This window comes from Wolbachia endosymbiont (group B) of Parapoynx stratiotata, assembly GCF_947250635.1.
Classification (GTDB): domain Bacteria; phylum Pseudomonadota; class Alphaproteobacteria; order Rickettsiales; family Anaplasmataceae; genus Wolbachia.
In genome coordinates this window covers 304882-330787 of the sequence record NZ_OX366335.1, presented here as the reverse complement: position 1 = coordinate 330787, position 25906 = coordinate 304882, and the positions used below count along the sequence as shown (strand labels likewise).

The following is a 25906-nucleotide window of genomic DNA, read 5'->3' as shown; positions in this document are numbered from 1 at the left end:
ATAGAAGTTACCAGTTAATCGTTGCTTTATAAGGAACCATAATTATGATTTCCTCAAGTTTACTTATATCTGCATTGTTGACTTGAATATTCCAGTCAGTGCCAATTGTTAGTGAAGGATTAACAATCTTTTTAGAATTACGTTCCCAGTTGTAGTTATCCAATTTTATAGTTATTTTATCTGCATCTGGCGTTGTAGGTATGATACAGATATTGTTACCATCATTTAAATCAACTTCTGGATCCTTTACATGAATAGGAAAGATTTCAGGAAATAGCTTGAACTTTAACTCAGAGAATTGCCCCTTTGCCTGTTTAAACTTGCCCCATTCTTCCGGGTAGACCGCACTTAGATTGACAACTAATGTACCTTGATAGTACTTTATTTGATCAAGATTTTTTACTTGACGACTTAAAACCTCACCTCCATTTAGAGCTGTATAGTCCAAATGAATTATCACATCAGAAATGGTACTGATATCGAACCTATTGGTTGCTTGAGGAAGGCTTAATTCCCAGGTAGAAACTGCACCTGTGCCTTCAAATGGTAAGTAACGTTCATCACCAAAACTAAGTTCAAAAAGACCACTATCTTGATCAGCTTTTGAGATAGCAATTTCTTGATTTGGCTTCCAATTAACTCTTAAAAGATCAGTTTCAGGCTGTTCTTCTTCACTTGGGTTCACTAAGTATTTAATTGCGTTTATTGCACCATCGCTTTTTAACACTACTTGGTTACTTGTTTGTTGCAAACTTGCATGAACATTTTCATAAGGACCAACTACTGCTGGAACAGTAATCTTTATATCTTTAATCTTACGAGCATAGTGACCAGGGAAATCAAGGTCAAATAATTTTTCCGTGAAGGAGAATTTACAGCTTCCCTTAGTTTTAAGCTCATGAAGTGCTATAGGATCAAGAGATTTAAGTGAGATTACTTTAGTGATTTCTAACCTTCTTTCATTGGTATCATGGTACTCTTTGTCAAGTTGCTCAAGTTCAAACTTTAACTTTTGTCCTGAAAGTAGGCCTTCTTTAAAGCTATTCCAGTGCCCTGGTTGAATGAACGCTTTGCCGTTATCAATCTCATACTGATAAGTCCATTCAGCTTGCTTTGCGATCTCAAGGGCAAGTCTATAAGTTTTTATATATAAGCTTTTAAGTTCTCCCTTCATCCAGCTATATAGTTCTTGGTTAGTAAATTTGCCCCTGAAGAAAGACTCTTTTTCTTTAATCTGCTTGATTGATTCCTTGTGGGCTCTAAGGTCTTGTATAGCATTTGCTTGGTTTATTTTATTTGCTTCTATTTGATGGCCAATTTGCTCAACATCATGAGTTGCTATGATTTTTTGCAGATTCCAATCTTCAGCTCTTCTTTCATAACCTGCTGAAGTACTAAGGTTCTGTGAAAGAGCACCAGCCACGCTAGAAAATATTTCAAGTCCACGCGCTATTGAATCTGCAGAGCTACCAGGTTGAAACCCTCCACAAGAAAAGCCAAATATTGTAGGGATAAGGTGTATTGGTGCTGCGACTTGTCTAGCAATACCTGCTGCAGTTAATGTAATAGTTGAAGCTACAGATATGGCCATTGAAGAAATCTCAAGAGCAGACCACCCTTTATTAATTAATTTTTCATAATGAGATTTTCGGTCTTTTGCGCTACTCAAACTTACATTAAGTGCCTTAGCCTCTTCTTTTAATGTTTCAATGGCTTTTTCCTTAATGGTTGTCATTAAGTTAGCCATTGTAGCTTCTTGTTTGTTGTAAAGTAAATTAAGTGCCTCAGCATCTTTTTTCTCTAAAACGCTTAATAGCTCTGAACCAATTTGAGTAACGGTATCAGCAATTGATTTAGCATAAGTAATCATGTACTTAAAACGGTAATGAGACACTTGAGCTTTTGGCAGCATTACAGTACTTCCTCCAACTGCAGCACTGATTAATTGCCTTGGGTCAATTGGTGGCTGGAATAGAGGAAGCTCTAAACGTTTACCTTTGATATCCAAGCAATGTCTTATTTTATAAAGACGATCCTCAATCCTATCCCATAAGGCAATAAAATCTTTATTTTCTGGAGTGCAGAAATAACTGCAATATGTAGTGAGATCAACTACAGCAGCACTAGAACTATTGCGTGTATTTTGAACAGTATCTCTCGGAGCTTCTGCTTCTATTTTACATATGTCATATTTATTATTCGACAACTCACATATATTCTCAGGCTCAGCTTTGAACTTTCCTTTCTTTTTGGGCTTTTCTCCAAGAAGGTCCCAAGCTCTTATATAAAGCATCGTTGCTTGGCTAATTCCTTCCCATGAATTTTTAGAAAAGAGCATATCCCCCCAATCGACTAAATTATCCACGTATGACATTATTACATACTTCTCATAAGAGATCTTTTTCTTGTCAGCCTCTTTGTACGGATCAAGTAAATCTATTAACTTTCCACTATCACACTTCTCATTACCATATGAATTTCCGCATTTAGTTTTAAAGGGAAGAAATTGCCATGCATTGCAGCCCCTATTGGTAGGATTGAAGACGTATTGATACCACCTGCGTGCCTCAGCAAACTTCTGCTCCTGGTTGAAAAGATATGCAACCAGTGTTGGAATATGGAAGAATATTTCCCATAAATATATCCCGTAAAATCCATAAAAATAGCAGTCTTTTGGCTGCTCCTCTGGTGCTAAGATTGCTTCTGATCCCTTAATGTAAGCTTCTTTATATGACTTGTTGATTAAATTAAAAATTTCTATGCTTTTGTATTTACTTTGATCTACGTTATCGTTTTTCTCTTGAATAATTAATTCTCTTACTAACTTTATCTCTTTATCTCTTTTTCCATCCAATTGCTTATGCCTTTCCTGTTCAGCAACTTTATTATTAACGTCTTCTATTTCTTTTTTATCTTTTTGTAATTGTGATATTACATTCTTAAGATACTCTTTTTCTTTTTCATACTGTTTTATTTCATCATCTAACTTCTTTATCTCTTTTTCATGCTGTTTTATACTTTCCTCTAATATACCCTTCTCTTTTTTTAATACCTCTATAGTTTTTTCTGGCTCTTGCAATCTGTTTATCTCACTTTCCAAATTTGTCACTTTTGTTTCTAACTCTGTTAGCTGCTCCAGCAATTCTACTTTTTTGCTTTCTGTACTTTGCTTGAGTAGTGCTAACTTTTGTTTCAAATTATCTGCAGCTACTCGAAGCTTCCCTTTTTCTCCTGACTCCTCTAGTGGATCTAGCTGTGCTTCTTGTAATTGTAAATCACTTAACCGTTTTATTATATCTTTTGTTTTTCTCTGTAAGTTATCATCCACAGTTTCCTCTGTTGCTAGCTTAGCTATGTTATTGATTAAAGTTGCCGTTTCCGTTTCTAGTGTTATTAACTCTTGCTGTAATTCTACATTTGTACTCTCTACATTTTGCTTGTGCTGTGTTAGCTCTTGTTTCAAATTATTTATTACTGCTCGTAAATTGCCTCTCTCTGCTGCTTCTTCATATGAATCACTTGATCTATGCGGAAATAAATTATTCAACTTTACTTTTAAATTCTCTATATCCTGCCATAATCTTCTCTTTTCTTTTATATCTTGTTCTACAGAATTTACCTTGCTTTGTAACGCATCTTTACTCCTTTTCTCGCCATCTTTTTTGTTTTCTAAACTAATTAACTCACTTTGCTTATCATTCTCTCTTGCCTTCTTTTTATCTATTTTTTTCTGCATTTCATTTATCTGGCGTGTAACAACTTTCTTCTCCTCTTCCTTTTTCTTATCGTAGAATTCTTTTATACTTTTTTCTGCCTCTGCAATGCTGTTCATACTATTAAAGTAACGCGTATAGGACCTTTCTGATGTTAGGTCCTCTTTCAGAATAAACTTACTATTTTGAAAACCGTCTTCACAAGATAAAATTAATATTTCACTATTCTGTACAGCTACTTTCAGCTTACCATTAAATTTTATATCTTTTGACTCTTTTACCTTATCTTTTATATCTTTATCCCACTTTTTGACCTTACTTTTAAAATATTCTATAGCCTCTTCTACAGGTCTATCTGTAGTCCATTCACCATTTTTGCTATAATTTACTTTTGTTTCTTCATCCTTCGCTTTCCAACTTTCACACAACTCTTGCTGACTTTTCTCCCAATTCCTGGAAGAAAAATATTGTCTTATGTGAGATTCACACTTTTCATCTACCTCAACATCAAATGGCAACTTTTGTTGAGCTGACCAACTGCCATCTGCTTTCTTAAACATATAATGCACAGCCAAAGTAGAATCATTAATTGACACATTTTCAACTTGTTTTTCCTTTTCAGTCTTTTGTAGCCAAAAAACAAATATCCTACCAAATACATGGACTATTCTTGCTATACTAACTGGTACTTGTGCTTCAATTTTTTGCCAAGCCTCCCAAATCTGTTGGCTTCCGGTTTTACCATCTTCAAAATTACCAACCCGATAATAGTAAGTATAAGGCTCTGCTATTGTTCGACCTAAAATATATAGCTCGTTCTTTTCACTTATAAAATAGGTATCTACTATTTGCAGATTCACAAGCTGTGCAAAATCCTCAAAATACTTAATATATGCATTCGCTGCTTCTTCATCTGTAAGATTACCTTGCATTAAAGTGTTTTGTAATACCTTATATTCTGCAGTTGCAGATTTACGTAGCGTAGGGTTGAGGTAATTTTCAGGGTATAATGCAATTTTCTTAGTTGCCTCCCATTCTCTATAATTATCTAATAAGTCCCACATTTCTTCAGTTAATTCAGAATTAACTGCTACTCCTTCTTCTAGCCCTAATATACAACGATGAATATATAGCTGAAGGCTATTTAGCCCTGCTTTAAGTGGGGAGATTTTTGAGCAGTCACTTATTTCAACATCAATCAATAAGAACGCATACAGACCTCGCATATTCTTATTTTTGACCTCAGAATATGTGTACAGCATATAGTTTGATAGGATATTGCGCTTCTGGTTTTCTAGATGTTCTTTCACTCCCTCTACATAACTTAGCAATTCCCGTAGTTTCCTTTCAATGTTATTGTACTTATTCCATCCAGTAGATGATGGCAAATTATGTAAGTCTTTTAGTTCTAGCAAAATTTGACCATCAATACCTGTTTGTTCTGCCATATCTACAAGAGACTTAATTTTTAGCAAAGAGTCTATAGGATGATTTTCTTTACTGAAACATTTTTTAAAAGCATCAATTTCTTTGATTTGACTTAGTAACTTTTTGTCCCAATTAGTAAGCTGCGTTATTTTTTCTGTGACTTTGCTTTCATCATAACTGTCATGTAGCCATTCTACATATTGTGAAAGAGTAAGTTCGTTACCAGAAAAAGCATCTTGCAGTGCTTTATGATTTGAAAGGGTTTTAATCTGCTTCTCTGTCCATGTTGCTTTTAGGCCATAAATATTTGAATGACATGTAATACTTTTTATATCTTCTGCACTAAGCTTAAATGTTGTAAAAACTGCAACATTATTTAGAAGTTCTTCAATCATTGCATCGTAAGTTATAGATAAGTCTATTGAGTACGTTTCTTTATATGTTTTTCCAGATGAATCTTTGCAAGTTAAGATCGCTTTATTATTTCGAATGTCTATCGAAGTACATTCAATAGGCTTATAAACATCAACAGTCTTCCAAGTTTTAACTATATTATCATAAATATCTATTTTTCCAGAGGACCTTGCACTACTCGTGATTTCTGCAAGCAAACCGTCACGCATTTCATTTCCTTTTTCAATACGTCTTGTCCAGTTTTTAGCTATAGAATTATTTGCAGAATAACCAGTAGAGTCGTAAATATATACTTGGCCAGCAATTCTATTATCCATCTCCTTTGTAAAGAATATAGCCTTTGTACCAATTACAGCTACTGATACGTTGTTATGCGCTCTGCTAATCTCACCTGTAAACTTCCAGCTATCAGTAGCGCCATCATAGACGTCTATATATTTAGAATATTCTTGATTTCCTTTGTTTCCACCAAAGAAAATAGCTTGTTTATTAACTACAGCAACTTGCACCATATCACGTGCTTCACTGGCAACGTGTTGAACTTCTATCCATTTCTCAGTTTTAGCATCATAAATATCTATTTTATTAGATCTCGTTTGACCTACTTTACCACCAAAGAAAATAGCTTTGCCATCAACCACAGCTACTGATGCATTTTCACGAGCTTCACTAACTGTATGCGTTGTCCATTTTTCAGCTTTACTATCATAGATATCAACCTTTGAAGAACACTGGTTATCACCTTTACTACCACCAAAGAAAATAACTTTCGTATCAATTATAGCTACTGATGCGTTTGATCGTGCTTCACTAGCTGTATCTGTGCGATTTACCCATTCTCCATTATTATATATATCTATCGCACTTGATCTTGTTTTATTAATTTTACCACCAAAGAAAATGGCTTTTTCACCAACTACAGCAACCGAAGCATTTGAGCGAGCTTCACTGGCTGTATGTTTTGTCCACACGCCATTATCATAGACGTCTACTTGCAATGAACATCGTCTATTATCTTTATTTCCACCAAGGAAAATAGCTTTGTTGCCAACAACAGCAACTGCAGCACTATCACGTGCCTCGCTGGCTGCCTCAGTTATCCAGCTTTTGGCTTCTTCATCGTAGATGTCTATTTTTCGTGAGTATTCATTTTCACTTTTCTTACCACAAAAGAAAATAGTCTTCGTGCCAATTGTTGCTACTGCTACGTTTTTTCGTGGTTCACGCATTGAAGACTCTACAGAATTTTTGCTGTGTACTTCACTCTTTCCAAGAAAAACGGCCTTATTGCCAATTATACCTACATCATGAACAATATTTTTATTTGGAGACTCAAGTCTTAATAACTGCAAATTTGTTGGCTGCTTTTCTGTAAATTGATGAGCTGCGGCTAATACGTCAGAGCTTATGTTAAAATGTTTACGTATTTCATTATGAAGATTCTCTCGTTCTTCTATTACCTCACTTATTCTTGTTTTGCATTTTTCAGAAAGTGTAGAATCATTGATTAATGCATCCAACCTTTCCTTGCTTGTTAGTTTTTTGTTTCCCGTTTTTTCTATTATTTCTTTTATTTTATATTCTTCAGAAAGTGTAGAGTCATTAATTAGCGAATCTAATTTTTCTTTGCTTTTTAATTCTTCCAATATACCTTTTATTTTCGTTTTGCAATCCACAGAAAGTGTAGAATTATTCATCAACGCATCTAATTTCTCTCTGTTTTCTAATTTTTTGATTTCTGATTCTTCCAGTATTTTTTCTATTTGTATTTTCCACTCGCCAGTAAGCTCAGCGTGACTCACTAACGAGTCTAGCCTTTTTCTGATTTCTAATTCTTGATTCTTTTCTATTTCTTCCTCTATCTCATTTATCTCCTTTACATGCTGGTGAGAAAGTGCAGAAGAGTTGATCAATGTGTTTAATTGCTCAATGGTAATAGAATTGTTATTTAGCCAATTATTTAATTCAAAAATACGCTCTATATTATCTAGATTTAGATCAGTGATGTTTAGCTGCAGTAAAATTTGTACTATTTCTACTGTTGATATATTCATCAACCTTGCTAGCAGGATTTGCTTATGTACTTCTGAGATTAATGATTTTCCAATTTTGTCAGAAACTTCATCGTTATAGTTGACTAAAGAAGTGAGTTCGTTATCATTAATATTCCAAATTTTCTTTAATATAGTACTATTATCTGTGTTTGTAACTAAATCCTTGGGAACGTTCAAAAAAGTGTGTCAAGCCGCATTTTTAGTTCAACTCAATTTTCAATCTATCTGGAAAGAAAATATCAAGTTGAGAAATAGTTAAAGCCCAATTAGGGAGAGCCATAATCCACTTTTGCTCTACCTTTTTTATAGCACAATATACCTGTTTGTACAAGGCATTTGTACTAGTAAATGAACCCTTAGTTTTAGTAAATTTCCTGATTTGTCTATGCAACCCCTCAATTGGATTGGTGGTGTAAATCAGCTTCCTAACTTGCCCAGAATACTTAAAATAACTGGATAAGTTTTCCCAATTGTTCTGCCAGGATTTTATAACTAAAGGATACTTCTCTCCCCATTTTTCTTCCAGCTCAAGCAGATAATTCTCAGCGATCTCTTTACTTGAAGCACGATATATTTTTTTCAAATCATTCATGAAAACTTTTACATCTTTGCTAGATACATATTTCAGTGAATTCCTTATCTGATGCACTATACATAGCTGTACTTCTGCCTTAGGAAACACACTATTTATAGCCGCAGGAAAGCTTTTTAGCCCATCAATGCAGGCAATTAGAATATCTTCTACTCCTCGCTCTTTTAGGTCATTTAGAACTCCCAACCAGAAGTTAGCTCCTTCACTTTCAGCCAAATAAAAACCTAATACTTCTTTTCTGCCATTTTGATTTATGCCCAATATATTATACATGCATTTACTTATACAATGTCCGTCCTCCTTGACCTTAAAGAACATGCCATCCATAAACACTATTGGATACACTGATTGCAGTGGGCGGCTGCGCCATTCATTGATTACTGGTAGCAGTTTATCAGTAATACTGGATATCTCTGCTGCTGATATTTTGTGGTCATATATTTCCTCAACATGTGAAGCTATATCTCTGTATCCCATGCCACTGGCATATGTGCTTAAGACCTTTGCTTCAAGTTCTGGATGTAGGCTTGTTTGCCTTTTTTTGACTATTTGCGGTTCAAAGCTTCCTTCTCTGTCTCTTGGTGTTAATAGTTCAAATGAGCCTGAACTTGTACGTAAAGTTTTTGCATTCCTTCCATTTCTTCGGTTATTTTCTTCACTTTTAGCTGACATGTGGCTTTCTATTTCACCTTCCAGACTTGCCTCTAGCAACCTTTTTATAAACGGTGTTAATGCTCCATCTCTTCCTGTCAATGGTCTTCCTTCTCGTATAGATGACAGGATATTTGTTTCTAATTCTTTATAATCTACCAAACCAGTAGTTCTATTTGCTTGACCCATATCAAACCTCCATTTTTTATATCAATTTATTACTTTTTTTTCGGTTTGACACACTTTTTTGAACGTTCCCAAATCCTTAAGCTTAAATTCACTTGGTAACTCTGCAATTATCGTGTTTAACTTACCAAATAACAATTTTAGTTGCCCAGCAAGCTGAGTAAAGTTGTGTAGAAACTTTTGCTCTTTAACACTAATTTTTTCTTGTTTCTTGGCTTTCTTGCTATGAGTAGTAGATTTATAGTTATCAAGCAGCCATTCCACTTCCTGACGTTTGATTCCAGTTCTTGCAATGAATTCATCAAAATTTTCTTCTTTAAATGGTTCAGAAGGTTCCTCTATACCATATGCTTTCTTTAGATCTGATTCTTTTACTCCTTGTAAAAAGAGTAAAGACTCTGCTGCATTGTTAGCATCTTCTTCACTCTTACTTCCTTCTATTGATATGGAAGCATTAGAATATAGCTTACATACTCCACTTAAAGGCTTTTTTAGCTTTTCCTGCAAGCTTTTGATTCTACTTATTTCCTTTAAAGAATTTGCATCAATTTCATTCTTATCAACCGCAAGTAATACATTACACAGTCCATCAAACGACCAATTAAGCTTATTTGCAAGACGAATAAAGCGATGTAGAAAGCCTAATGCCTGATCAATGTTATCTATAGTACCAGAATTGATACTTAGCTTATTGGTAGGATCAATTCTGTTATAGCAGTCAATTAGCTGCTTTAATTTATCAGAGTCTATATTAGTTTGAGCAATGAACTTCTCAACGTTTTTAAGCTCACTTTTACTTATACCATAAACTTCGCTTATGTCATGATTTGGAGTAGTAATAAGTTCGTACTCTTCTGGAGAAAGGCCTAAAGATTCTGCTATACTATCAGCTTTTGGTTCCAGTACCTTATATACATCAGCTAAATTTATACCCTGCTTTTCAAGATAAGCACATATGCTAACTAAAGGAAAATTTGCTGGTAGATTAAATGGATACTTAGCTTTAGCTAATTTTTCTAGAGCATTGCCACCTAGTTTCTTATTCAGATTATTCTCCATTATTTCATTAGCAATCTCCAGGTATAACTTTGTTTTGTTAGTGCTATTACAATCTAGTGGAAGCTCAAATAAGTCAGGACGACGTTCTTTAAGTTTATGCCCTGGAATATACTTTTCAATAGTTTCAACCAACTTAACAAAATAAGCTGCTGGACTTAAAACTGACTGGCAATGGTCACATTCGTTATAACTTTCTTTAGTCTTAAATATAGTTTCAACTACGTTGCTATCTGTTGTCATATTATTCCCCTTGTAAACTGTGTATAATTGCATCGCACTTCTCTGCAGTATCATGGTCGATATTACAAACGCGTAGTGCTCTATAATGTGGTTCGGTCATTTCTCTGGCGTTTTCTATATAACGGGAGACGAATTCTCTCCTTGCTAAGGCCTTCTGATAAATATCCTTCGCTTCTTGCTCTGTGATTGTGTCTTTTACTTTTTCAATAAAGATATCCTCACATAAATCTGTAATTTTAAATGCTGAGTCATATAAATACTCATCATTTTCATTTTTAAAACTGAGTAATTTTTCAGCTTCTTCAACGCTTTCTATTCCCATCTTCTCTAAGAGAATTCGAGAACTGTTGGGTGTGTTTTTGTTGATCATGATTTTCTCCGTATAATTGCTGATTACATGCTCTTAATTAAGAACTCTATTGTCTAGCCAGAAAAAGGAGACTCCTTCTTTTTCAGCTGAAGACAAAAGCTACTGTTTAACTCTATCATTTTTGGTCTTCTATAACTTTCTAATTACTTTATGTTTAATAATGATTTTTTAGTATCTTTCTTTAATTTACTAATATTACTATGGATTAAGGCATATTCTATAACTTGATCTTGAATTGAGCGTGTCATGACCAATTTAGTCTACTTGCTTTTCTCCACCAAAATATGAACATTTTCTTATTTTTGGCTACGTCTGCGGTATCATCTGACGTCGATTGTTTGTGTTTATAATCAAACTTAGAAGAAAGATCTTGTTCATTATCCGATTCCGAGTCACTTAATACAGTCTCAAGATCCTCTATTCCTTCTGAAACTTTATAGAAATTATCTTTCGGCGATTTTTTGTATAGGCCATACAATCCTTTGAATATTTTTGCCTGATACATCTTAGGGTGAGGAACTGTTAGGGAAAGCTCTAGGTTTTGTGTATCCTTAATATCAAGGTGTGACGGTATTTTCAAAAAATCCTTAATTAATTGTTGAGTTGAGTATCCTGATGTTGCTCTAGGTACTCTAGGCATGTGAAAGTGTAATTGACTGCCTTCAGTTAGATAAGGTTCTAACTCTTTTATGGAATTACTATTCTCAGATATATTCATATCGTTTATTATAGTAACATCTTTTTCCAGAAGTTCACTTTTATTTCTATCGTAATCTGAGTACTGTTTCTTTGACTCAGCATCACTAAAATAAGTGGTAACTACCATTCTTTTAGCTAGAAGCTTACCACCTTCTTCTCCACTCTGTTTTATTCGTGCTAAAGCTTCCGAGAGGTCTCCTGCAGAAATAAGTATTACATATTTTTTTGCCCGCTCTTCTGACTGATCATTATCAGCAAGCTTAATTTTTTTTTGCTCATGCGTATCGTCTAATAAGAGGCCTTCCACAGCGCTTTCTATCTCATCTTTACCTTCTTTCTGTAATGTCTGAACATGTGGTCTCTTTTTGGAACTTAACTCTTCCTCCACCATTCCTCCAATATCAACACTATTAATGGGATTCCCCTTAACAAACTGATAAAGATTTAGCCCATCCACAGTCCCAGCAGGATCAGGATTAATCCACCTGAGAAGCCATGGTGCATAGTAACGTGCACCGTAATAGTATAGACCCGTTGAATCATCTCTCTCTTTCCCCGAATACCTATATTCTTTTTCCGTTACTTCACGAGCTGTTTTGCCTGCAATTAGCGCTGTGCCACCAAATGGCAGATATTCCTCGTAGGTTATTATTTCAGCATTATCATTTAATTCCAAAGCTACTGAATCTAAATAATTACTGAGCTGATAACGACTTTGACTTTTTATTTCCACGTTTTCTGGATTACCTTTAGTCCAATAATGGTGCAATGCTACTCTACTCTTATCATCTGCAACATAAACAGTGTATTTTTCTTTACTTAAACCACTCTCTTGATAGGTTCTCATAACCTCAAGATCACCAAAGTAGATTTTTTCTACTCGAGTAGAGTTTTTTTCATTATTCTGATAAGTTTCAGTAACTTTTCGTACCCTTTGTCCACTACTGTCATAAACATAGTATTCACTATCATTTTTACCACTTGGGCGAGTTATGATATCAACGTAAGCTATGTTATCTCGGTAATTCCAATGCAAATTTTGTGAACCATGAAGCTTAAGTACATTACCCCTTTCATCATAACTCTCATCTATATTGCTTTCATTGACAGATCTTCTATCTATTATTGGCAAACTACGATTGGATTTGTTTGAGATGTAAAACTCTTTAGTGGAACTATTTTTTCCGTTATGCCTAATTTTCGTAATGTTACTTCCATAATCAAAGTCATAATATTCCGTGTAATTGCTAATCGCATTTTGGTTATTTAGATGCGGAATCGGTGTAATAATTTCTTCCTTTCCATTCAGCGCTGGATGTTCCTTTCCTGTTGCCTCAATCAGTCGATAAAGCGAATCGTAGTTATAATCAGACCTAGTATCTATATTCTTGTTGTTCGGAAAAATGGTCTTATAAGACTCATCTTCCATTGTAGTAATGTTTCCTATAGGATCATACGTATAGTTGATACTTTGTAATTTTTTTTGTCCTTTTTGACTTTCTAGTTTAGTGAGCCGGAAAGTTTTAGAGTCATAACTATAGCTGGTAACAACACCATTGCCATAGCTAATCGATGTACGCTGACCTTTAGGGTTGTAACTGATGTCTGAAACATAGGTTTTTATATTTTCTCCTTGCTTCTTAAGGTTAATTTGTTTTACTCTGCCAGCTATATCATAAATTGGAATATGAGTATTATTTTGCAAATCTGTTTTCTCAATTATTTCGCCTAAGGCATTATACTGAGCGGTGGAATTAAACACTTCCTGTTCAAGATCTGCATGTACCGTAACAATACTTTCAACGTTTTGCCAATTTGCCTCTTGTTTATAATTCTTTCTCAGAATGTAGCTACTTTTTAATGTCTGACCTTTAAAATCATTTTCTTTAGCTTCAGTTAGTCCTGCCTGATCATAATGGGCAATAAGCATTCCATAACGGTTTGTTGCCTTATCTTGAGTATTCTCAGAATAAAAGAATCTTTCAACGATATTACTATTTAAATTTAGATCCTTATCAGTAACTTTTACCTTTATTGGCCGTTGCAATTTATCATATTCTGTGTAAGTAAGCGATCCTTTGCCATCCCAATTGTATACTGCACTTCCAGCAACATTTGCTAAACTCCAGGTTTCTCCAGCATCAATACTGCTACTCTTTAAAAGCCCAGACATTGAATAGATGTGGATAAAATTCTTTATTTTTTCAGTTTCTTCCTTACCCTGGTTTTGCTCATAAAATCTTGCATCAACACTTTCCAGCTCATTTCCTTGAATATCAAGTTTTACGTGGGATTTTAATTCTACATTGCTTTGTCCGTCTTTACTTAAAGTTTCTATCTGCAGAAACTTTCTTCCTAAACTGTCTAGATGCTCTATGGTTGGCGTACTGTAATGCTTTTCTGCTTTGCTGAGTGCATCTTTTTCGTCCTTTAAAGCTGTTTTTCCTCCTGCACTTGCTTTATTCCATTTCTCGGTAAATTCTTTGTAGTATGTCGAATCTTTCACTGTATCATTAAGATCAAAATTCTTGATAGTCCACGAATCAAATTCTACTTTACTGAAAAAACCTTTTGCCGTATCAATACGAATATTCCTCAGCAGAGGATCATAATAAAGAGTGTCAGATACTCCTTGATTACGCACACTCTCTTCGAGGTCATAAAAAGGTGAATTACTATAAAAAGGTTCATACTTTTTCACCTCCGTACCTTTATTGTTATATACAACTCTCCCTGATGCTAGCCACTTTTCACTCTCAGAATCAGTGAGCATTCTAGTCTCAAGGTTTCTACCAAAGCCATCAATGTGAGTTACAATTTGCCTTATTCTTGTAAAACTTCCTTCTGAAACATGAGTTTCTCTCTGCAGATTAATCACATGCACAGGTTGGCCATTTTTTCTCCAAGCATCTAAGTCATAATAAAAGAAGCTGGTTGCATTCTGTAAGTAGTACTCAGGACCATTTGCTCTATCTGCCAAGCCTAAAACATCTTCAAAATTTGGATTTTTTCTGACTTGATATTCGAGTAGTGGTTTATCACCTTTCTTTTCCCCTTTTTCACTGCCATAAAGAGATGTGGCAACTACCACCCCAAGTGGATTTAATATAACTTCTGAAACATTATCATTGTGATCAGTTAGTTTTACTGGCGTTAAACGTTGATAATCATATTCTACAGTAGTTTCATAATTTGAGCTTTCAGTTGCTTTTACTATCGTCTTTATTGGCAGTAAATTATACCGATCATAAATAACTGCAGTTTCGCTACCGAAAACATCAATTACTTTTTCAGGTAAATAGTATTTATCACTACCATAATAGTATTGTGTCGGACTTGGTGCCCACCAAAAGTCAGAAGTTTTTTTATAGCCAAGATCTTTTAGCATTTGATCAGACGCGATTTTTCCGGCAAATACTTCTTTTACTTGGCTATCTGAAAATGCCATAGCTTCAGTATGGTGGAGAAGTGCTTGCTGAGTTACTAAGCCAAGTGCTAAGTTTTTAGTTTGTTCTTTATTCCAAAAGTAATTATGACTTTCACTTAAGAGTCTTACTTGTGGACTCGTATAATTTAAGTTCTCTTCAAATTTTATCGTATTTTGCAAGGACTGTGTTATGTGAGTCCTTAAGTCATTAATATTAGTATAACCACTAACTGCAACTCTTAGGCCACCAATCTCAAAAGCTTGTGATTTATAGAGAGCTCCAAGTAAGTAAAATTCTTTAGTATTATTAACGTAAAAATTACGTTCTAAAGTGGCATGTAATTTTTGCTGCTCTGAATAATTATTTGGCTCTATTCTACGAGGGTAAGTAATACTTGCTGATTTAATGACATTACCATACTCATCAACTTCTAAAACAAAGTCGTGCTGAATACGTGGATCACAACAATTTCTTTCATAATGGTAATTGATAGTTTCTTGTAAATTCACAAAGAAAATTCCGTATTTGAATACTTTATGAGAGCTGTTTGTACTAGATTGTAGCAATTTTACACAAGCACTGGACTCTGTTACCGAATATGGATGCTGATAAAGATCAGGATTTTCATCCAAACCATATACTTCTTGTCTTAACATTTGCCCTTGAATAGCGCGGTATGCTTGTCTTTTATCCTCTATTGAGATGATATTTTCATCAAACACTTGCGGTGTTATTTTTAACGCTTCTCTATCTCCTTGGTAAAATTCCTTTCTATAACTTTCAACTAAATTTTCTGCCTTTTTATAAGCTCCAGTATGGTACCAAGTCTTGGTATAAATAGGAGCAACATAATGCTCTCTTTCAGTTTGGTCAGAACTGGAAAAATCTTCTGTATCCCAGGTTTCAACAAAACCAAATCCGCGAAATTCTTTTTCAGTGTAATCATAAAATCCATGATGATAGCGATATTTATTGGTAAGTTTACTTCCTACTATATTATCTATGGTTTCTATTTTTTCAATTACTTGTACTGGGAACGGCAGACTTGTTACCCACGGGCGATTTTCTTTTCTATCCTCTAAATAAAATTTGGTAGAAGCTGCGTAATGAAGACGGGTAATGTTACCCATGTTATTATCTATTTGCTTCAGTAAGTGCGGTTTTACTCCATTGTAAAAATCATAGTATAAATGTTGTAACTTTAAGTTTTGATCAAGATAACTAATAAGCAAACAATTGGTACCATTCCCTAGAATGTCAGCAAACTCAATTCGACCAATATGATTGTAATCTACCGGTAATTTCAAAGTTACTGGTTTACTGAAAGAATTACCGCTGTTGTTATAGTAGATATCTAAGCTATTGTGATTTGCATAAACTAAATCTGTAGTACCAGAACCATCAATATCAGCAAAGTAAAGTCTTTTTGCATTGAATCCATCCCTAAAATATGGAGCGTTCTTAAATGTAACTTTCTCGCCAAATTTACCATAACCAAGATTTGGCCAACATTCTACTTTACCATTTTCTATTTTAACTAGATGGCTCTTACCATCACCAAACATATCAGCAAAGCGTACTAAAGTACTCTCTGAACTGGCACGTTGATTTGGCAAGTCTTTTGGCGCTTTACTGTAAATAGCTTTTTTGTATCCTTTTTTACCAGCAGATGGATATACTCTAACGCTTTCTCCTTCAAATACTACGATATCAGTTCTTCCATCTCCGGTAACATCAATCATTTCTTGCAGTTCACTACTGATATTGACTACTTGCGACTCAAGAAGCTTAAATTCACTCCATTTACCATCAAAATCATGGTAACCCTGAAAACCACTTTCATTCACATAAAGCTGTAACTCACCGTTACCTTCTAAGCTCGTCAGTGAATAAGTAGTTTTACGAAGCAGCGATGGAAAACGCTCCAGTAGTTTAGCTTGAGCAAACTCTCCATTACCATTTGGTCTAAAATAAAGGATCGTGTTGCCGTCGTTATATAATATTCCTTCAATACCTTCTTGATATAGATCTACCGATTGGAGTCTTCGGTCATTTAGGTAACCAGAAAACCCTTGAATTTTTACCGGGTTAAAAGAGTTTTTGTTGTTTGGATTGTAAAGATTTAAAAAATTACCTTTTTCTTTTATGACAAGAGTTTTTTCGCTGTCTTTTATTTTCCAGCCTGAACTTTCTTCAGAAATTTCTGCATTTTGTTCTGAAAAGACAAAATCTTGTTCTTTTAAAATCTGCAGGAGCTCTTTAGATGGTTTGTTACCATTGTTAAGTGTTACCGATGAAACTGTTGAAACATAGGTAGAATCATCGCTGGTATGAGAAAAAACTAAAGTTGGTGTAGATTTTGTAAATCTTTTTTCTCCCCTCTCATAATAGCCAACTTGCTTTACAGCCCTTAAGTAGGTGATTGTTGGCTTTTCATCGTAGTCAAAATAAGTACCATTAACCAGTATTGGATCTCTACCAAAACGATGATAAATTCTTATCGCTCGGCATAAGAGTTCAGTTCTAACTGCAAACCCTGTAATATGAGAAGTAAATGGATCCGGGCGGATGATAGCTTTTCTTTCTTCATTATATTTTTTATCGACTGGACTTATAAAGTCGTTTTTACCATAATCAAACAGAACTTCAAAATGGTTGTACTTTAATTCTTTATTATGTCCATAAGTAATGCGATCAATTACTCTGCCATCACCTTGTTCTACTTTGCTAGAGCGGTAATAGTAGGATATTTTATTTCCATATACATCACTTAATTCCTCAAGTAACCATTCTGCTATGCGTCTATTACTCTTTGGATCATAAATTTGTGCTTGTTTATTTTTACCATAAATAGCAATGCTGCCATCTTTACTAGTAACTTGCCAATAAACTCTATTATCATTTTTACTTATCAAACGCTCTATTTTGGCAAATAATCCTTCAATACGTGGCTCATAGTAAGTAATATCATATTCACTATTACTCGACTCATTAACGAGTACTAAATCATCTGCTCCTGTAAGTACGAAAATATCTTCATCATCATAAGTTGGAATTTTTTTTGATGTTTTTCTGATAATACTTGCTATTGAAACATTAAACCCTATACCAAATACTCCATTACCACCACCAGAGCTATAATCAACACTTAAAGAAGGCGAAAAATTGCGGCATTGAGGTATTGGAATTGGAATAGAAAAACTACCTGTACCTGTGAACGAATTAGCTTCAAAAGCTTCGCTTATTCCTTTTATCGCTCCACCACCTTTTGGTAGTTCAAGCTTTTTAGCCTCAATAGTAGACTTTTGTGTAGTATCTTTGTTGGATTCCATGTGCGTGAAACGCGTTTGTATGTTATATATACAAGATTGGTAAAAAAAACGTCCAAATTATTTTTTAAAATTTTATCTTTACCAATTTTATTCTTGAATTTTGTAACCTTCTGATAAGAAAAAGAAGCTTTTTCATAAACTTATATAATTTTGGTAGCGCAAAAATCATCAATTGCTCTTTGATGGCTTTCTATCATTACCTCTGCCTCTTGCTGCAAACGTTTGATATTTTTAGATGTTATATTATCCATCTCAGTTGATGCTACTTTGAGTTGTGATTGTATGCGTATATATTTATCACCCATTACTTGCTCTAGTTGATAATCAACGCAATCCAATCCAGAAGCAAACATCACATTCAGTAGTGGCTTGACCCACCCTATTTTTCCAAATCTCCTTGAGTTAGCATACTTTATACTTCTATCTGTTCCACCAGTTCCTATTGATAGCAGTATAATCTCATCATCTCGAAATAACTTCTTAGCACTTGCATATGCACAAGCCGCTGGATTATTGGCAAACACTCCGCCATCTATCAACACTCTCTCTGTTTGGCTAATTTTCAGACGTTTTGGTGTGAAGTACGTTGGAGCAGCTGTTGTAGCTCTGAGTGCATCTTTCAACTTAATGTTTTTTTCTTTCCAATTTTTGAAGAAAAATTCACAACTATTGTGAATATCATAACTGGTGAGTAGTAGATTACTTGCAACATCGGCCATAGTACTTTCACCAAAGTATTTGTTGAGAATAAATTCCATATTTCTATACGAGTACTGAGAACCACTCAGCCAAGAAGCAATTGATTTTCTCCAAAATGATGATTGAAAGATATAAGCTCCATACTCTTGGTAAAGTCCAACTAAATCATTGGCAGAGTATTGAGGTTTATTGCTTTTACAAAGTCCAGCAACAATAATCCCACCGGTTGAGGTTCCTGCCATTAAGTCAAAAATTTGAGAAATTGGCTTTTTTGTCCTAGATTCAATTTCTGCTAGAATAATAGCAGGAATTATTCCTCTAATTCCACCTCCATCAACCGATAAAATATACTTTGCCACTTTTTTATTTGTGTTTCTGCTCAAGTTCATTAACTTCTTCAGCGAGGTTTTTAACTCTTTCTTCAAGGCGATAGATGATTTCTGTAGTCCTTTGATTTTGCTCTATAAATTTATCATGCATGTGCACTCTTAAGTCGAGCTTAGCCAGCCACCAGATCAATGTTATTGTTTGTATCACCATAGTAGCAATTACTGCCACAGGGATTTTTCCTGTGTTTTTCACCTTAAAGTTCCTTTGTAAAAAGAGCTGCTTACTGATATATACAAGATTCATCAAAAATACGTCCAAAAAATCTTAAGAAATTTTTTTAAGTAAAATTGCATTAAGTAGGTAATACATCTAATATAATAGACATGAAATCTAACCTTGTTCGAAAATTATTAATAAATTCGATAATACCAATAATATGCGCCATTTTTTTGTTTCAGCATTTTAAACCGTCAAAAAATATACCAATAAAAAGTAAAACAACTAGTGAGGATAGAATAGCATTACGCATTGCAGCTGAAAGTTGCAATTTGGATAACGTAAAATCCTTAGTAAAAAACACAGTAAATATCAATGATACCTATTATTTTGGTGCAACATCATTACACTATGCCACAAGCGGAGATTGTTTAGAAGTTGTAAAATTTCTAATTGAAGAGGGCATTGATGTAAATACTACTGACGCTTTTAGCTGGACAGCTTTGCACTATGCTGCACGAAAAGGACATCTGGGAATTGCTAAATTTCTACTGCAAAATGGAGCAAATCCTCTTGCTAAAAACAAAGATAAAAAAACTCCTTTAGATCTTGCTGTAGAGGAATTAAACAATAATAAAGAAGATATTTATGAGGAAATTATCAATTTACTTTCTCACTATCAATTATTCCCATAGCAGCTGTGATGATAGTACGATAACCCAGGTTATCAATCACATGCTCAGCCTTATTTATTATCCAATCACCATAAACTCCCTTGTGAAACCCCAAAAGGTTGATCTTTGCTTCGGCAAATAATTCAGGACTCCCTGGCATTGTGATATTTAGTGTTGCTGCACCACTCATCAGCTGATTTAATTTTGCAGATGCTGCACTTTGCGCCAAATCACTACTTGCATAAATATCTCGTAGAATATAGCTTGGTTCCTGATTACCCATTTTTTCCGTCATCGTCTCTGCTTTCTCATAATCATACCAATAGGCAATAACCGAGCCATATTGATTACGCTCATTAAATCTTACTCTCCAACTTGTAATATCTCCAGGTGTTAAAGTAATAGTGCTTAAAGTTTTTCCTGTAACTGATTTTGCTTTTCCTTTTGAAACAAAAAGTAAATATCCTCCAGCAGGTTTTGCTATTGCTCCATAAATTTGAGCAAGCCTGGTCAAAAAATGCATATCGCTCTCTGCAGCCTGATCAATATGTGATATCATGATATTTGCAAACTCTGCAGCAACTTTAGCTTTATAGCAATGGTTACCTGCAATTTTTTCCACCAAATCATTTAAAGTAATTTGATGCCACTCATTAAATACTTGTTCCTTTAAAGACTGTTTTAAATCTGCTGCATGACTTTTAATCTTTAGTGCTTGTGGTGGACCTTGTATCGTAATTTCATTTACTATGTAATCTCCCATCGGCATAATGCCAGTTTCCTTATATCCAAGCAAAATATTCAGCTTTGCTCCAGTTCTAGGAATCTCAAATAATGAATCACGGTCATCAAGATGAATTACAGCAGTATCACTTATTACTCCAGCTTCATCAGTAATATGCATTGATACTAACCGACTTTTTATCAACTCAGTGATGGAAATGCCTTCTACTGAAATACTAAAGTCTGGTGTCATTTTAATCCCATAGTTTTACTACTTGCTTTTGTATCGTTCTTTGAATGACAGGCAATTTAATAATTAAGCCTGCAGGAAGAAGTTCATACTCTGCAAGTCCAGGATTAGCTCTTAACACAACCTCAACTGCTTCTGAGCTGAATCCATAGTGCTTCCAACAGATCAAATCTAACATATCATTTTCTTTAGTTTTGTAGTACATCATCATCAAGTTGTATATTGTCAACGGGATTATTTAGTGATCCATCTAACAACACGTTATCGTAGTGCTTCAAACTTAAGTGAAACTCAATCTTTCTTGGTTCACCATTTGGAAAAAAATATTTCTGCGTTTCTTCTATTTTCACGATAACAAAATGGCCTAAAATGTTACCTTGGCCATCAATGAGTAAGAAAGGTTTTGATGAATTTCGCATATTATTTATTTGCTTCAGCCCTCCTGAATAGATTACTCCTGCAAGCTCAACAATGTCCTCTCCAGGACCAATACTTTGAAGCAATGGCTTTTCCCCAATACGCTCAAGTGCAGGCCAGCGATATTCACTTCTGCGTGTAAAGCCTTGCTCAATTAATGAAAATCTATATGGACCAAGAGATAACATAATTTAATTTATATCGTAAAGTGCGCCACTAAATTGCTCTCTAATTCGCTCCATTACTTCATCAGCAATGCTACGTGTATCTTGCCCAGGGGTTGAATGAATATTAATACTGAAGTGATTATTTTGAGTTTTATTCTCTATAGCTTTACTGTGTGCCGCAATGGGGTACTTAAGAGAATCACTTATAACGTTATTTACAGACTTAACTTCTAGTTTAGACTCATTTCTTTTATTCCACAGATTACTGATTGTTCTAAAGGGCTGAGTAATATTATTCCAAAATTTTCCTACCCAATCAGAAAAAGACTTCCATACAATTTTCACTGATTCCCAGATAGTAACAAAAAAGTTCTTTACTGCTTGCCATTTGGTAATTATCAAAGTTGCAGCAACAGCAAGACCACCAATAATCAGCCCCATAGGGTTGCTCATTACGGCAATTGTCAATGCTTTAAATCCAGCAATTATTGCTGGAAAAACTGCAGAAGTAGAATAAAGACCTATTTTTACCAAAGTAATAACAGATCCAAACACTTTCCAAGTAGATAAAAGAGCCAATAAGGAACCTTTTACAAAAGTCCAAGCATATCCAAGAGATATGGCTGCTATTTTAATGCTAATCAACGCTGCAATCGTACTTATGACTACTGTAGTCAGTACTCTATACTCCTTGGCATAAAGTGCTACTTGTGTAGTTGCTGACTTTAGAAGATTAACAGTAAAATTTAAAGGTGGTAATAATACAGAACCAAGATTCATTCCCACTTCTGCTATTGAGTTTTTAAGTAACTGAAGGTTATTTGCTGTAGTATTTGCTCTGTTTTCAAACTCCCTTTGCATTGAGCCCTTATATTCCTCGTTTATTAATCGTAAAGATTTTTTGTACTCATCAAGACTACCAATGAGTAGTGCTATATCATCTTGATATTCAAGGCCAAAGAGATCAAAAAGAACACTAGAACGTTCTTGCTTATCTAGTTTTGCAATTATTTCTAAAAACTTAACTAATGTGCCTTGTGCATTCTTGCCAATTGCTTTTTCAAATTCCTTGGCATTTATTTTTAGCTGCTGAAAAGCTTTTTGAAAATTGCCACCTTGTTTACTCGCTGTTTGTAGTTTGCTAAGCATTGCATTGATTGCTGTGCCTGCCTTTTCAGGAGCTTTACCAAGACTAATGAAGCTACTTGCTAAGGCTCCTGCCTCCACTGCAGTTAAACCAAATTGCCTTGCTGTACCACCGATTCTGTTTAGCGTCGGAACAATGTCTTTAGCTTTTGCTGCAGTGTTATCAGAAATATGATTTATTGCATCACCAATATTTGCCATTTCACCAATTTCAATTTGATAAATATTAGAAAGTTTAGCAATAGCATCTCCTGCCTCTTCTGCTGACATATCAAATGCAGTTGCCATTTTGGCCACAGTGTCTGTAAAAGTCGTAAGATCTTTAGCTTTAATACCAAGTTGACCACCACTTGCAGTAATTTGCGCAAGTTCTGCTGCAGATAGCGGAATTGTACGCGACATTTCCTTTAATGTTTCCCCAAGTTTTGTTAAGCCATTTACATCTGTATCTTCAAACTTTACAACTTTCTTTACATCAGCCATGGCACTCTCAAAACTAATTGCAGCCTTAAGTGGTGCAGCAAGTGTGAGGCCAAGTGCTACAGCATCCATCATTTGAGCTCTAAAATTTGCTCTTTGCGCTAAAACTCCTTTACGTTTTTGCATTACGGAATTTAAAGCCGTATAGTTATTTTTAAGCTTTTCAATAGAAGAGCCAAGTTTAGCTTGGTCTCCAATAAGAGATTTTATATCTCTACCACTTTTACTGAACTCCGTGCGTAAATGGTGGAGAGCACTTCTTTTTTGTAAATAAGCTGTTTTAGCTTTCAGTGCTGCAGCTTTAGATTTTGTAAATTCATTTTGCAGGCTCTTACTTGGTGCTTCTGCATTTTTTATCTGTTTAGCCAGAGATTTTGTTTTTATTTCTAGCTCATTCCAAGAACGCCTAGCAAGCAGAGCATCGTGGCTGAGCTCTTTAAACTTGGATATTGATTTACTTGATGATTCAAGTTGTTTTATCGTACTACCAATACGAGAAAGCTGCTTCGTACTACCTGCTATCGTACTATTAAAACTGCTTTGCAGTGTTGCTCCAATTACTATAGAAATTGCTTTCATTTGTATAATTTTCCGCTACTTTCAAACCACGTAATAAATTCTTCAATATCCATATCAAGCCACTGATTGATTCCACCACCAACCATTGAGCTAAGCGATAATACGCTCAGCCTCAAGTCTTCTGCTGAGACAAAAAACCTTGTAACGCTCCCTGAATCTTATTGTAGTCTGCAAGATCAAGTTCTTCTACTGCTTCTCTTGAAATACTTGCAAGATTTGCAATCAGTGCTACTTCCTTCTCTGCATCGTTATTACTCATACGTTCAACAGCTAAACGATCTCGCACTTTTGGACGGCGTAGAGTTAACTCTGAAACTAAAATCCCATCGATTTTTATTGGTTCAGTTAATTTAATTTTTTGCATTACTTTACCTTCTTACTCAAATTCCTAAGGCTGTGCGCATAGAAGCCATTTGATCAACACCATCGATCTTGCGAATCATGTTTTCTGCATCAATTTCAATCAATTCTTTGCCATCAATAGTGAGCTTATAATAGTTGGCAGCTACAGTGCATTTTAGTGTTGCTTTTTCAGCAGGTTTCCAGCTACCAAAATCAAGTTCTTTAAAGAGCCCTCTTAAGTTAACTACTACAGATTCAGCTTCACTATTACTTCCTTGTAATCCTCCCCGTAAAGTAAGAGAAACAGCATTATTGTTTATCAATCCGAAAAGTCTAAAGAGCTCAGAGTCATATTCAGAAAAAGTGAAATCTGCTTCAAGCTTTTCCATGCCCATATCAATATTTATTGGAATATCCATACCACCAGCTCTGTATTCTTCTGTTTTTATGGTAAGTTTTGGCAAGGTTACTTCATCTATTTTTCCTGCATAACCACGACCATCAACAAATACGTTAAAATTCTTTAGGATCTTTGGTAGCATCTCTCTTTCTCCTTTTACAATATTGCGCCACTCACAAGGTGTGACCTGAAAGTAATCTGTTCAGCTGGATATGGTGGCGTGAACTCAAAATCAAAAGACACTTTTCCGCTTGCAATATTTGTTGGTGTATTGAGCTCTGGAGTTGCATAACACTTTCCGCTAATAATCGCCCCTTGCGCTTTTAAATTTGCAAGATAAGAATTTACTCCCTCAATCACATCATCTATATAAGTTTTGGTAATATTGCGATCAGCTGCCCATAAATGAGCTCGAAGTGGACTATCGTTGATTAAATCTGCAGTCCTTCTCACTGACAGAAAAGCCCATTTTGAGTCATTTGAACATGTTCTATTTCCCCAAAGCCTATAGCCATTTTGATGAATTATCGTTGTTACTTCATTTTCATTTAAGTGGTTTGCTCTACAATTTGTATTACCGAGCGTAAAATCAATAGGCCTGCTTGTGCCAACAATACCGTTTATTTCTTTATTTGAAGGTGAATGCCAAAATCCTTGTTCGCTATCTACTTTCGCTATTAAACCAGCTACAAATGGGCTAGACGGCAAAATTTCTTCTTTTCCTTCAATAAACACCTTAACCCATGGGTCAACAACGTAAACTCTTGAGCTACCTACACTTTTTCTCCATTTTATGGCTTCTTCATCATTGGTATTTGGTCCATCTGCAACTATTATTGCCCTTAGCTTTTCTGCTACTCCTATCAAAGCTGCTACTACTGGGTTTTTAGGATTTTCAGATTCAGGCAATTGATGAGTAAACTGAGGTGCAATTAGTATTCTTGGGGCAACATGTATTATGCTTTCACTGCTGAGGAATGCTTGAATTCCCTGATATTTTCCAGTCTCTTCATCAACTCCACCAATTATATTTTGAATAGCTTCACTTTCTTCAACTCGAATAACTACTACTGTTGCACCAATTTGGGAAAATATTCCGTTTATTGCAGAAGGTAGTGTTCCACTTTTCCCAAGCTTTGCTGCTTCCTTTAAGCTTCCTGCTATTAATACTGGACTATTGAGTGGAAATTTTTGCTCATCAGCTTCAGGGGCAGTACCAATTACACCTATCACTGATGATTTAGCTGTACGTACTGATCTTGCTCCTGAGGTTACCTCAATAACCTTTACTCCGTGTAAAAATTCTTCTGGCATTTC

15 protein-coding genes are annotated in these 25906 nt (G+C 35.0%); 1 reads left to right on the top strand and 14 read right to left on the bottom strand.

Annotated features, from left to right (window positions below):
- Positions 1-7 precede the first annotated feature (7 nt).
- The 7 genes from OOT12_RS01530 to OOT12_RS01500 form a co-directional block, all read right to left on the bottom strand.
- Positions 8-7786 carry a Tc toxin subunit A-related protein gene (locus tag OOT12_RS01530; RefSeq protein WP_264685338.1) on the bottom strand — a complete coding sequence of 2593 codons (7779 nt, stop codon included), beginning with the start codon at positions 7784-7786 and terminating at the stop codon, positions 8-10.
- 22 nt (positions 7787-7808) lie between these two features.
- Complete coding sequence (locus OOT12_RS01525; RefSeq protein WP_264685173.1) at positions 7809-9041, bottom strand: IS256 family transposase; 1233 nt, start codon at positions 9039-9041, stop codon at positions 7809-7811.
- Between the two features lie 21 nt (positions 9042-9062).
- Positions 9063-10337, bottom strand: a complete 1275-nt coding sequence (locus OOT12_RS01520) for a Tc toxin subunit A (RefSeq protein WP_264685337.1) — start codon at positions 10335-10337, stop codon at positions 9063-9065.
- 1 nt (position 10338) lies between these two features.
- Positions 10339-10707, bottom strand: coding sequence for a hypothetical protein (locus tag OOT12_RS01515; RefSeq protein WP_015588517.1), 369 nt, complete (start codon positions 10705-10707; stop codon positions 10339-10341).
- A 244-nt stretch (positions 10708-10951) separates the two neighbouring features.
- Entirely contained in the window at positions 10952-18166 is a 7215-nt protein-coding gene (locus OOT12_RS01510; protein WP_264685336.1) for a SpvB/TcaC N-terminal domain-containing protein, read from the bottom strand.
- Positions 18167-18306: 140 nt separating this feature from the next.
- On the bottom strand, positions 18307-19224 hold the full coding sequence (locus OOT12_RS01505) for a patatin-like phospholipase family protein (RefSeq protein WP_264685335.1): 918 nt from the start codon (positions 19222-19224) through the stop codon (positions 18307-18309).
- Between the two features lie 4 nt (positions 19225-19228).
- Complete coding sequence (locus OOT12_RS01500; RefSeq protein ID WP_264685334.1) at positions 19229-19447, bottom strand: hypothetical protein; 219 nt, start codon at positions 19445-19447, stop codon at positions 19229-19231.
- 131 nt (positions 19448-19578) lie between these two features.
- On the opposite strand from OOT12_RS01500, the gene OOT12_RS01495 reads away from it, so the two are divergent.
- Positions 19579-20106 carry an ankyrin repeat domain-containing protein gene (locus OOT12_RS01495; RefSeq protein WP_264685333.1) on the top strand — a complete coding sequence of 176 codons (528 nt, stop codon included), beginning with the start codon at positions 19579-19581 and terminating at the stop codon, positions 20104-20106.
- Here OOT12_RS01495 and OOT12_RS01490 read toward each other — a convergent pair.
- The 7 genes from OOT12_RS01490 to OOT12_RS01460 all read right to left on the bottom strand — a co-directional run bounded on the left by OOT12_RS01490 (position 20072) and on the right by OOT12_RS01460 (position 25903).
- On the bottom strand, positions 20072-21061 hold the full coding sequence (locus tag OOT12_RS01490; RefSeq protein WP_264685332.1) for a phage late control D family protein: 990 nt from the start codon (positions 21059-21061) through the stop codon (positions 20072-20074). The two genes, OOT12_RS01495 and OOT12_RS01490, sit on opposite strands and share 35 nt — an antisense overlap.
- Position 21062: 1 nt before the next feature.
- Positions 21063-21269, bottom strand: coding sequence for a tail protein X (locus OOT12_RS01485; RefSeq protein ID WP_264685331.1), 207 nt, complete (start codon positions 21267-21269; stop codon positions 21063-21065).
- Entirely contained in the window at positions 21247-21663 is a 417-nt protein-coding gene (locus OOT12_RS01480; RefSeq protein WP_264685330.1) for a phage tail protein, read from the bottom strand. Before OOT12_RS01480 ends, OOT12_RS01485 begins: the two co-directional genes overlap by 23 nt.
- A 3-nt stretch (positions 21664-21666) precedes the next feature.
- Complete coding sequence (locus OOT12_RS01475) at positions 21667-23847, bottom strand: phage tail tape measure protein (RefSeq protein WP_264685329.1); 2181 nt, start codon at positions 23845-23847, stop codon at positions 21667-21669.
- 112 nt (positions 23848-23959) lie between these two features.
- Positions 23960-24211, bottom strand: a complete 252-nt coding sequence (locus tag OOT12_RS01470) for a phage tail assembly protein (RefSeq protein WP_264685328.1) — start codon at positions 24209-24211, stop codon at positions 23960-23962.
- Positions 24212-24227: 16 nt separating this feature from the next.
- Positions 24228-24731, bottom strand: coding sequence for a phage major tail tube protein (locus tag OOT12_RS01465; RefSeq protein ID WP_264685327.1), 504 nt, complete (start codon positions 24729-24731; stop codon positions 24228-24230).
- Between the two features lie 14 nt (positions 24732-24745).
- Positions 24746-25903 carry a phage tail sheath subtilisin-like domain-containing protein gene (locus OOT12_RS01460; protein WP_264685326.1) on the bottom strand — a complete coding sequence of 386 codons (1158 nt, stop codon included), beginning with the start codon at positions 25901-25903 and terminating at the stop codon, positions 24746-24748.
- Positions 25904-25906: the final 3 nt, after the last annotated feature.

Bases quoted from the DNA above. Each gene is read 5' to 3' on its own strand.
- OOT12_RS01475 (WP_264685329.1), bottom strand. From the start codon at position 23,847: ATGAAAGCAATTTCTATAGTAATTGGAGCAACACTGCAAAGCAGTTTT.
- OOT12_RS01525 (WP_264685173.1), bottom strand. From the start codon at position 9,041: ATGGGTCAAGCAAATAGAACTACTGGTTTGGTAGATTATAAAGAATTA.
- OOT12_RS01515 (WP_015588517.1), bottom strand. From the start codon at position 10,707: ATGATCAACAAAAACACACCCAACAGTTCTCGAATTCTCTTAGAGAAG.
- OOT12_RS01485 (WP_264685331.1), bottom strand. From the start codon at position 21,269: ATGATGATGTACTACAAAACTAAAGAAAATGATATGTTAGATTTGATC.
- OOT12_RS01465 (WP_264685327.1), bottom strand. From the start codon at position 24,731: ATGCTACCAAAGATCCTAAAGAATTTTAACGTATTTGTTGATGGTCGT.
- OOT12_RS01495 (WP_264685333.1), top strand. From the start codon at position 19,579: ATGAAATCTAACCTTGTTCGAAAATTATTAATAAATTCGATAATACCA.
- OOT12_RS01460 (WP_264685326.1), bottom strand. From the start codon at position 25,903: ATGCCAGAAGAATTTTTACACGGAGTAAAGGTTATTGAGGTAACCTCA.
- OOT12_RS01470 (WP_264685328.1), bottom strand. From the start codon at position 24,211: ATGCAAAAAATTAAATTAACTGAACCAATAAAAATCGATGGGATTTTA.
- OOT12_RS01490 (WP_264685332.1), bottom strand. From the start codon at position 21,061: ATGACACCAGACTTTAGTATTTCAGTAGAAGGCATTTCCATCACTGAG.
- OOT12_RS01520 (WP_264685337.1), bottom strand. From the start codon at position 10,337: ATGACAACAGATAGCAACGTAGTTGAAACTATATTTAAGACTAAAGAA.
- OOT12_RS01480 (WP_264685330.1), bottom strand. From the start codon at position 21,663: ATGTTATCTCTTGGTCCATATAGATTTTCATTAATTGAGCAAGGCTTT.
- OOT12_RS01510 (WP_264685336.1), bottom strand. From the start codon at position 18,166: ATGGAATCCAACAAAGATACTACACAAAAGTCTACTATTGAGGCTAAA.